This window comes from Infirmifilum sp. (genome assembly GCF_049970975.1).
Taxonomy (GTDB): domain Archaea; phylum Thermoproteota; class Thermoprotei; order Thermofilales; family Thermofilaceae; genus Thermofilum; species Thermofilum uzonense.
The window spans coordinates 1-10,637 of the sequence record NZ_JBMFLX010000043.1 but is presented as its reverse complement, the minus strand read 5'-3'; the positions used below and the strand labels follow the sequence as shown (position 1 = coordinate 10,637).

General features: G+C 43.3%; 5 protein-coding genes. All 5 read left to right on the top strand.

All coding sequences use genetic code 11. The features are described 5' to 3' along the window. Positions 1–319: 319 nt before the first annotated feature. The 5 genes from ACP5KC_RS06835 to ACP5KC_RS06815 are packed head-to-tail and all read left to right on the top strand — an operon-like array spanning position 320 to position 10,494. Positions 320–3,448, top strand: coding sequence for a hypothetical protein (locus ACP5KC_RS06835; protein ID WP_428287049.1), 3,129 nt, complete (start codon positions 320–322; stop codon positions 3,446–3,448). 6 nt (positions 3,449–3,454) lie between these two features. Continuing rightward, positions 3,455–4,594: a hypothetical protein gene (locus tag ACP5KC_RS06830; protein ID WP_428287048.1), complete on the top strand. Its 1,140-nt coding sequence runs from the start codon at positions 3,455–3,457 to the stop codon at positions 4,592–4,594. Beyond that, the gene (locus tag ACP5KC_RS06825) at positions 4,570–7,332 is read left to right on the top strand and encodes a DEAD/DEAH box helicase (RefSeq protein WP_428287047.1); all 2,763 of its coding nucleotides are present in this window, start codon (positions 4,570–4,572) and stop codon (positions 7,330–7,332) included. The genes ACP5KC_RS06830 and ACP5KC_RS06825 overlap by 25 nt, the downstream gene beginning before the upstream one ends. A 6-nt stretch (positions 7,333–7,338) precedes the next feature. Further along, a complete protein-coding gene (locus ACP5KC_RS06820; protein WP_428287046.1) occupies positions 7,339–9,789 on the top strand; it encodes a hypothetical protein in 2,451 nt (816 codons plus the stop codon). A gap of 9 nt (positions 9,790–9,798) precedes the next feature. Then, positions 9,799–10,494 carry a phospholipase D-like domain-containing protein gene (locus tag ACP5KC_RS06815; protein WP_428287045.1) on the top strand — a complete coding sequence of 232 codons (696 nt, stop codon included), beginning with the start codon at positions 9,799–9,801 and terminating at the stop codon, positions 10,492–10,494. The last annotated feature ends 143 nt before the right edge of the window (positions 10,495–10,637 follow it).

The following is a 10,637-nucleotide window of genomic DNA, read 5'->3' as shown; positions in this document are numbered from 1 at the left end:
AACGTAACGAGAAGACTGAAATACGTAAAAGTGATCAAGGAGGCGATAAAACTCAACCACAAAACTCTCGATCAATGGATGAAACAACATAACACACACCAAGGTGAACTTTCCCACAAGATCCTAACCGGCGAGAAACCACAAACAGAGAGCTCACATGATCACAGCTACTGAAGAGTAAGACCTAAACAGAGAACCATTAGAGACACACCGAGCATATTGTTAGAAACGAGAAAGAGGGAGAGATTGCAAGGATTTAAGCTATCAGGTCTATCTTTTTATTCAGGATTTTTCAAAGCACATGTAAAGGATGTAGTGAATGTACCCTCAAGAGCTTAAAAATAAGCTTTGTCGATCCTGGGAGGCTCCTAAGAGATGGGAGAAACTATCAGAACTTCACGAGGATATTATGAAAGAGCTAGAGGATATCATAACCACCTTCATCAAAGGTGAATGTGGAAGTGGTGGAAAAGAGTGTAAGTTACCTGTTGTATACGGTATCTACGGTAGTGGTAAGACCACACTTCTAGTGACCATATGTGAATGGGCACTAGACAATAGGATACCAGCTATGAGGGTTCTCCTCTCAGACGTGGTTGAGTATCTTTCTGGTAGGGTTAAGAGCGGTAAAATAAGTGAGGACCGGTTACTAGATTACATTGAAGAATACTTTAAGGAGAAGATGCGAAGTTACGGCATAAGCCTAAAGAATGAGAGAGGGGTTATCATCATAGACGAGATTGAGGAGAGCTATGATCGGCTAAAGGAGATGGTGATCGGGAGAAGCGTGCTTAGGGGATTAGCTGATAAGGCGCGAACAGGGAGCGCGAGCGTGATCCCAATTCTAGGATTTGCTCCAGGCTCTGTATTAGCTGAGGCTGTCCTACAGCAAGCTGTAGCGTGGAGAGTAAAGGTATTCTCGATGCCATCTATCCCCGTTAGTGTAATCAAATCAAGTTATCTAGACAACATACCCATACCGGATAAGCTGGCCAGGTATAAGGATGAACTGAAAACCCTGATAGCTAACACTTTGTGGTGGTTAAGTAAGGGGGGTAAACCAGGCTGGTTATGGGATCTAGTTGAAGCAAAAGTCCCCCATGCTATCCTCACGACTTTGAGGTACATAGTTGAAGGTAACGATGTAACCAAAGTTGAATCTTGTTTTGAACCACCAATGGATATCTCTCTCTCTGAGGGTGTACGTAAAACTCTATCTAAGGAACCAGTTCAGGGGGCTCCACTATTTAATTATGCTGAGTTTAAAACTAAACTGGGGGATCTTACTGCATACCACGAGGATGTTCAATCTCTATTCAAGATACTTGCGTGCCTAGTAGGTCCCGTAAGTGAGAATATAATCGAGGATCTACTAGGCCCGCGGATCAGGGTCTTAAAATTACCATCAGACATCATAGTAAAGAGCAAGCAAATGGTCAATAAGAGCGTGTTAATAAAGAAATTTATCGAGTATGTATCTGTATCTGGCAGAGGCAGTAGACTTGATAAGTTAGAGAAGGTTCTAAGAGAAATCCTGGACCCATGGAGTCTAGGAGATAACGTCATATATGACAAAGAAGGTTTAAAGACACTGTTAGGCGAGATTCTACAGCTAAGGTTAATGGAGGACGTGGAGGAGGAGCTCCTGAAAGCAGTGGATGAGATCGATTTAGAAGGAGTTATAGAGGAAGTGTCGAGTAAGGTGATAGATGGGGATAAATACTATTACGCTCTAAGACCACAAGTTTTGAGACTCCTCTCACCTCCAGCGACAATGCCACCATTGATAGCATGTAGTAAGGGTATAGACCTTCATAGATTAGTGGGAGATCTTCGGATGATTGGTGATAACGTATCACAGTACATCCTACACGATAACGAGATTAAAAAGTACCTCGAAAATAAGAGGCTTGCACTAGAATTCATACTCTCGCCAGAGTCCCTAGAGAAGCTCCACTCGAGGATAGCCCGAAGCATCCTCGCTGATGAACGCAGAGTAGCAATAATCCTCTTCTCCAACATACCCGGTCTTGATCAATTTACTGGGGCTAAACAGGAGATCTCTAATAGGTATTCGGGTCTTCTAGATAAGCTTATCTTCGTAGTTGAACCCCCCTCAATCCTAGCACAATATCTTCTCGGCCTCCTCTATACTAAGGCTAAGTGCCCTACAGATCCTTTGACAACACTTGAGAAAATAATTGATAGCCAGGCAAAAAGACAGCTAATAGCCTTCCTGGAGGAAAAGGTGATAGAAAAAAGTGAGAATTTCATCAGGGAGATGAGGGGTCTAGCCGACACCTTATCAGACATAGAGGTCGTAAAGGAGCTGGTTAATCTTGAAAACCGGGCTTACGCAAAAGTAGGTAGCGAGCATGGAACATACATATGGATTATGGTCTCGACACCTTCGCAAAAATCAATGTTTTTAATGACAAGGATCCTAGAGGGGCTAAGAAAACTAAGAGAGCTTAGCAAACTCGAATACTATGAAGAGCTAGGAGAGGATACTTTTAAGGGTATAAAGGAACTATTAGATAACGGTATCAATTACATCAACGAGATAGACAAGAACCTAGAAATCTTAAGGAGGAATTACTACAACGAATTCGACGAGGTCAGGGAATTCTTAGGAGGACTCATCGAGCTCCATAGCGACATCTGTACAGATCCTTGGAATGTTGTAGAATCTCTCGTTAAAGTATGGCTTAACATGGGATTACCACAGCAGATAACAAGTAGCAAGATACTCTTTGGATGGCTTGCACTCAAGCCCTACTGTGAGAAAGTTAATAAAGTGTGTAACGATAAAAAAGTGGATTTCCGGGAACCATTGGCTAGTATTCTCAACTCCTTAGAGCAGCTTAGGGGCAAATTAAGAGAGTTAAGAGAGGCTCATGGTATCTTCTTGCAGACGATAAGAGAGAGAGTAGGTCTCACCACATACGACCTTAGTAAGCTCGATTCAGCACTTAACAAGCTTAGGGAAAGCAGCGAGTTGCTGTATGAGATTAGTAGGGAGACTGTCCCCCTTTGCGATAATCTAGTCATGTACTACTACCTCAACCATCTCCTCAAGTATTTTGATATTAAGAAGCCGAGGTTAAGGACTGTACTTAAAAACATAGAATCCCTTAAGGATAGTCTTAATGGTATAACAGGTATTGTTAGAGAATGTTCAGACCTATGCGAGAAACTTAAGTTACCAGGTTTGGAGGAGGCCTACAATATATGTATGGAAAGATTAAGGGGTTTAATAAGCCCAATAATAAGCTCAAGGGGTTTAATTAAACCTATTGGCATTAAGAGACTAGAGGACCTTAGACAGGAATTAGAGAAGTTTAAGGAGGAATTAAATAGTGTCATAAGCGAAGCTAAGAATATCCTTGAAGCTATAAAGAGGGCGAATGAGAACGCTGAGAATCTGAGGAGAAAGCTTCTTAGGTGATATGAGGTGAGTCTTGGATCTACAGGCGTTGGGAGTATTTGGAAGCATTTAAGTCAACTTCATGACAAGCTAAAGGAGGTTCTAGACTTTCAGGGTAGGGTGTACAAGATAGTCGATGTATTTGAGGCTATCGGTCTACTAGACGAGCTTAGGAGAAGGTTGACTTTCTTCCCCTCATCTCTTGATCCTCAGGAGTGGTCGAGGTTCCTACGTGAGGTGGAACTTATAGCCGTAGAGCTTACCCTCTTCAAGTGCCCTAATGTGGATAGTAGTGTGGGTAGCTTAAGCTTAGACCTGGAAATCTTGAAGAACTACAAAAAATACAGGGACATCATTAGGCTCTATGAGCGTGTATTCAATGGAGATAATATCGTTAGATCCAAGTTGTGTAGTCTACTGAGTAAACGTGAGGCCTTCGAACGTTTTATGGAGCTACTTAGGGTGATCCGCGAGCTGTACAACAGTATCTATGAAGGTGTTGGCGATGATATTAGAGATAGGTGCTGGTCTCAATTAGTAGAGTCTGTAGCTAACCAGATTAAGGTCCTAGATGTAGGTTCCCTAACCGGTAATGTGATGAGGAGTCAACTTAAGTTGGATGACCTCGAGAAGCTCGCGAAGAGAGGGGTAAAGTATACCCTTCTTAGCGAGTTAATGGTATCTTTGGGTGAGCTCGAGAGAAGACTCGAAAGGCGTACGTTGAGATTCCTAGTGTCACTTGTTAACATTCATGTTAGCTCATTGAGGAATCTCGTTGAGGATTGTAGTTGTATATCTAAAACTGATTATGTGAGCAGACACCTAGATCAGGCTATCAATGGTATCAACAGGTACCTTGAGTTCTTAAGCTTGGTATCCAAGAGGAGAGGCTTAACCGGTGTAGTACAAAAACTAGCTAGTATAAAGGTAGCATCGTTGGAGGATCTGCGGAAAGTGTTGAACGTTGTGAAGACCCTAGACCTAGATGTTGAAAGGGAGTTTGATGAAGTGTTAGAGGCGATATTCAAGAATATGATAGGCTTAGAGGCTAACCTGGTAGACGTGTATAGGATGCTGAAAAGTGAGGGTAAGCTAGATCATTTAGTATACGTGATTAGGCTTTGTGAGGAAGGGGTTTTGAAGTGTACTGTGAGTCTTTTAAGTTAATTAGGGATTTCGTGGGAGAGTTAGCTAACCTAATAGGGAGGCCGTGCGACTACGATGACGAGTTCCTAGCAAGATACGTGGTTCACTCTGTGCTATCTATCATCGAGGATATTGAGAGAGATATGATCCTGGCTATGAAATACGGGGATTTCGCTAAGGTGAGTAGGAAAGAGGCTTATAGTAGGGTGATAGAATACCTGGATCAGCTCGTGTACGCCTGTATCGGGGAGCATCTTAGCGAGTTAAAGGGAGGTACGTTAATCGACGATATTATGAAGCTCATGTCTAGATATAAGGTATTCGAGGCGTCCCTCTGCTACCTCTACACCTGTGGGGTTAACAATGATGAAATACCATTTATCATCCTAAGGGGGGTACAACGGAGCAAGTGTATGGAGGAGGTTGAATTTAAAGAGGATATCGAGGTTAAATCGAGGTTCTCAGAGCTAGCATTATACCTTGCTAGGCTTAAACAGAGATTCTTTGATAAAACGGTTTTCGAGTCTAAACAACTAGTATCCAGGGTTTTCGCTTTCAACGAACTAAGGTGGGTTCCAGTAGCTAAGATTGAAGTCGATGAGATAGCAGAAATGCTTGGTAACTACGTGGGTAAGCTTTACGAGAAGTACTGTAGCCTAATAGGGGGCGGAGAGTGTGGGGTACCTCAAGAACTCATAGGCATAGTTAAGGAGTTCGTGAGAAAACTCTCCCAATACCGTGGAATCACGCGATTCTATGGATTCCAAGATCGTGGATTTAGAGCATTATGGGATTCACTCCTAGAAGCTTTAGATGGGGCAGATGTTGAGAGGTACGTGACTCTTGAAGCTCCCACAGGTTCAGGTAAAAGCGAGGTATTCCTGGTAACAGCCATACTCCTAGCTCTAATTGAGAAGTTCCTCTGCCGTAACAAAGGTAATTGTGGTGTAAGCCCACTCACCCTCATAGTATACCCTAGGTTAGCGTTAGCAAGAGATCAATTCGATAGGCTGGTAACATACACATGGATACTCAACAAGATACTCGAGGATAAGGGATGGCGTGATAGAGTTACGGTATCAATAATGAATATGGAAGTATTGAGTTTCAAGGATTACGACATGGAAGTTCGTAAGGTGGTTGAAAGCTTAGGTAAAGGTTCTTGTCGATCAGTTTCTCTAGGTGAGAGGTATGTGAAGGTAAATTTCGACGTTTGCAAGGATGCTCAAAACGATGTGTATATAGAGTTCTCAGATAAGTTTACGTTCTTCAAGTGTCCCGATAACTCCTACCCACGTATATACATTCACGAGGGGTCACCTCTCGTAAGATGTAATCAGGAGGACTTCACATTCGTCAAGCTATTCAGGGATATTGTTAGAAAGGAGCCTGGGGATATACATGTAACCCTCTTTGAGACCCTGAGATTAGATCTAATTACGAGTTATGCGAGAACACTCTTTGGTAGATCGGATCTACTAGGCGGACCCCTATTAATAGTCATAGACGAGGTACACACGTATACAGGTATAACAGGTGCTAGGTACGCTTACGTGCTGAGAAGGATCATGAATAGGGTTAAACACGAAGGTGGTGGAAAACATGGATTCGTCGTCCTAGGGCTTAGTGCCACTATACCTGATGCAAGCGAATCGTTCCTCTTAGATCTATTCTTCCTCTCTGAGAGCGACAAGTCCAAGCTGACTAGGGTTAAACCCGAGAGTGGTGAGAGCATACCAGTAGGCTCTGATTACTTCTACATAGTGGTTCCGGACTTGAGGGAGCTCGTAGACTACGTAAGTGTCAGCGTGCAGACGATCATGGCGTTACACCTTAATACACCATCCCCAAGCTTCGGCTCTAGCAAGAAGACGTTGGCTTTCTCGGACAGCTTAGAGGTTGTGTCTAGGCTAGCGAGGGCGCTTAGAGATGCTTTAACTAGATATGAAATCGGGCTCCAAGGACTTAGGAACCCGTTTACCGAGTGGTTTAAGAGTAGAACCTGTCAAGACTATGGCGCGGATAAGGTGCTATGTGAGAAGCTGGATGAAAGCATGTTACTGGATAATCTACAGATGATAGACAATTCAATTATCTGGGTGGATGGGGAGCTTTGGTGGCCGCACTCTCTCGAGTGTCAGAAGTATCCGGAGCTTTGCAGGAAACTTGTGGATGTCAGAGTTTACACTAGTAGATATAGAAGTGGCTTAGTGGAACCAGGGGTTATTGTAACAACTAGCAGCCTTGAGCTAGGCGTAGATTATGCAGATGTCGCTGTGATATACCAGCACGGAGCCCCAGTTAACATAGCGGCGTTGATACAGAGAGCTGGTAGAGGGGGTAGGAGGGTTTTCACGAATCCGCTCTTAAGAACCGTCATAGCCATACAGTTATCCCCAGAGATACCACAGCAATCATATATGATAGAGATCCTGTTAAGAACCGGGAGTCTAAGGAAAGCTCTCAACTATGAACGTCTAATGGTGCCTACGGGTAATGAGATACTAGCTGAGCAGACGTTGGCAGAGCTTACACTAGAGCACTATGTCTATAGCAGTAACCTAAACAGTATATCAGACGACAAGCTACGAGATTTTGAGTGTGGAGTAGTTGGGTATATTCAAAAACATGAAAATGAGCTGATTTCATACGCGAGAGGAGTACTAGGGAAATTCTTCGATGATTCAAAGGTAAAAGGGTTACTTAACAAAGTTAAACAGGAAATTATGAAAAGATGCGGAGATAGGATGAGAATGTGATGAGCCATGGTTAGCCTACGTTCAGCTATAAAAGAGGGCAGGTTTGAAATACTACGGAGACTGATACCAGAGGCCCTCTTCCATAACACCAACTTGCCCTACGTGCAAGTCGAGTATAAGTTGTGTGAACCTGAACCGCCACCTTCATATAGCAAGGTACCAAAGATAAAATGTAGCAAGGTTTCGAAACCTCGGATAGAACTTGAAGCTCCAGACTTAGCTTTAACATACTTAATACCCGGTAGGGTGCTCTTCAGATATAATGGAGTTTATGGTCACATAATACCCATTGAGAAGCTGAATGTTGGTAATCTTCCAGCTATTCCGATAATTCCAATAAATAAGAACATATATGTACTTACGCCGTGTGACATAACACCACAAAAATTGCCTGAAGAGTTCGAGTACTTAATTCAGGAGTTGCAGGAACCAATCTGCTATAATGTCTCTAAAATAATCCTCTACAAGCAAGGAGAGAGACCAGAAGATCTGCTACTCTTCACTATTGATAAGGGTTCAGATTACGGAATTTGGAGCTATGAGAATGGATCTATAAAACCACTACTGAAATCAACACAAACAAAGGTTAAACAGATAACAGCCAAGACTATAGCGTATCCCAGGGTGGGTGAGGAGTATTCCTATCAGAGGCTAGGTAAAGTGAATCTTTGGCTAAAAGGTATTGAATTTGAGCATCTGCACCTCTTTTCTCTAACCAGGTACGTCTACGCGGAGGACGTCACCGTATACTACAGGTATCTTGATCTTGGTAAAGTCCAGAGTCTCAATGACCTATTTGAAAGAAGAAGTAGAATAACACCTGTATCTTTCACAGGTCTCCTGCTCGATGCTTCCACAGGAGTATCCTCTGTTATAGGTTATACGATTAGAGATTCCCGAGGCCTAAAGATAGTCTTAGACAACGAGTTCGACCAGTATCTTAGAAAGCTCCGTGATGAGGCGAAGGATGTTGTTGAAAGTGAGGATAGAGGGGAGTTTATTAGATCCGGTGATGCCCTAAGCTTGTATAAGGCACTTACAGCGTGCCACGTGTTCATAAGGGTTCTTAAGCACTTCCTGGTTAACGACCTCTACGTCAACATTAGTGCTAAGGAGGTCTTTAATAGAATGGGTAAGTTTACGACCTTAAAGAGCTTGGTTGATGTGGCATTACTACTCACAATGGATAGTTTATGCAAGGGGTTTATCAGAGACGATAAGACTATGGCCTTAAACATGATAAAGGATGGGCTTTCCAAAGTACTTGAGGATATGGTTAAGGCGTGTAAACGTGATAAGCAAGGATATGGATGTAAAGGTAGGGTAGCCATAGCAACCCTTTTAATCAAGGGTAAGCGTGGCCTGAAGTACTTAGAAAGAGCCCGTTATATCAAGAAGGAGGAGATCGATAGCTACTTGACTAAGGCTATCGAGGAACGTCTAGGAAAATTTATAGATAGGGTTGTCCCCGAAGGCGATGTGAGCTTGGCTTTACTAAGGTTTGTATTTCTCCACACATACACTCACCATGTATTGAAGCACTTAGCTCTAGCCTCGCGTCTTCCAAGTGATTACTTGAGAGAGGAGAGCTTCAAAGATCCCAATGAACTCCTAGTGTACGAGACTGTCTCGGGTGGAATAGGGATCATCGATGATGCTCTAAGATCGTGGAATTTGCACCCCACATCTCACGGTAGTACTAGAGGTGGCAGGGTTAGCAGGGTTGAGCAGGAGGGTGTTGAAAGCCTAGTCCTAAGAATGGGTGAGTGCATTATAGGAACCTCCGAGGATATGTTGCTATTCGAAAGCCTAGGGCACCCTCTGGATCCAAGGAACCCCCCGATACCATTAACCCCCTGGGAGTACGAGGAGTATAGGAAGATCAGAGAGGTTTTCAGAGGGGAAATTGAGAGACTCGCGAAGCTATGGAATCTCCAAGCAAATACACTATGGAAGGAGGTGTTAGAACTTATTAAGGAAGCCGATATTAGCTACATGACGTTCTCGAGCTACGAGCACGTAGCATTACATTTCATAAGGAATCCTGACCGATACCCTACGATTAAGCAACTGGTAGTTAAGGTGATCAGCTATATCCGCGGTTTAGATGAAAGTCAAGCGAAAAGTGTATTGGATAGGCTTAGTAAAAGCTCCCAAGTTAATGATTATATCAAGATGGAAGAGTTGATGGAGCTAGGTGACTACGTGTCTGTGCTGAGATCGATATTCCTAAGGCTTATACCTAGAACTTGTAATGATGCGTGTGCAATGTGCTACTTTAACCAGAGAACCTGTAGTTATGGTAATCCTGAGGCTCAGAGGTTACTATTGAGTAGAAGGCTACTTAAGTTAGTCCTCCTAGAAGCTCTAGACTCAATGCAGGGCACTTCTCCCGAAGATAGTATAGCATGGGTTAAGGTGGGTGAGAGGATTTACGGTATACGTGGTTCTGGGTGATGTAATTCATTGGTTGAAGTCTACTGTAAAGAGCTTAATGATAACGAGCTCCTTTTCGAGAGGATCTTCCGAAAACTACTCTTCACAGCCTTTGAGAGCAAGAAGCTCTACATAATATCACCGTGGCTTTCAATATTCAACTTTAAGCTAAAGTTCGTATACTACCCCTACGTCTCGTCTACGTCCGTTGAGGATGTCCTGAAGGCTATCATCGATAGTGGTGTTAGGATCTACATGTTCACTAGGTGCTTTGACTTCCTAGACCTAGAGTTGATAGGCATAGCTTATAGGGGCGTCGTCTCGAAGAGCATGCTTAGCTACATCAAGGGCTCCCTTAGTGATATGATAGAGAGAGCTGAAACCCTACTAAGACTCGCTAACCTCAAAGACTTATCGATCAAGTTTGACTTGGACAATAGATTGCACAGTAAAGTCTATGTTAACGATCACATGGCTATCCTGGGCTCCGCTAACTTCACATACTCGGGTCTATACAGGAATATTGAGTGTATAGCCGTCGTAGGAAGAGATGAGACTATACACCAGGTTCTTAGAAAGTATGCTGAGACTCTAAGTGGAGGCTTTAGAGGTTTTCCAGAGTGTGAGAATTACGTACTAAACTCCCTTAAATCCATAGCAGGTATTAGACTGGGCTCCCTTAAGGAGCTCCTAGAGCTCCTAAAAGAGCTTAGAGCTAAACTTTAGGAATCGGGGCACTTCAGTCTCTTTACTACTGTGATCTTGAGGCCCACGAACACGCTTTTCAGCTCGACGGTCACTTCCTCGGGTTTAGCCTCTTTACACACGCTTACCGCTATTGTGTGGGCCAGGTCTTCGTGGAATACCTC

Bases quoted from the DNA above. Each gene is read 5' to 3' on its own strand.
- ACP5KC_RS06835 (WP_428287049.1), top strand. From the start codon at position 320: ATGTACCCTCAAGAGCTTAAAAATAAGCTTTGTCGATCCTGGGAGGCT.
- ACP5KC_RS06820 (WP_428287046.1), top strand. From the start codon at position 7,339: ATGGTTAGCCTACGTTCAGCTATAAAAGAGGGCAGGTTTGAAATACTA.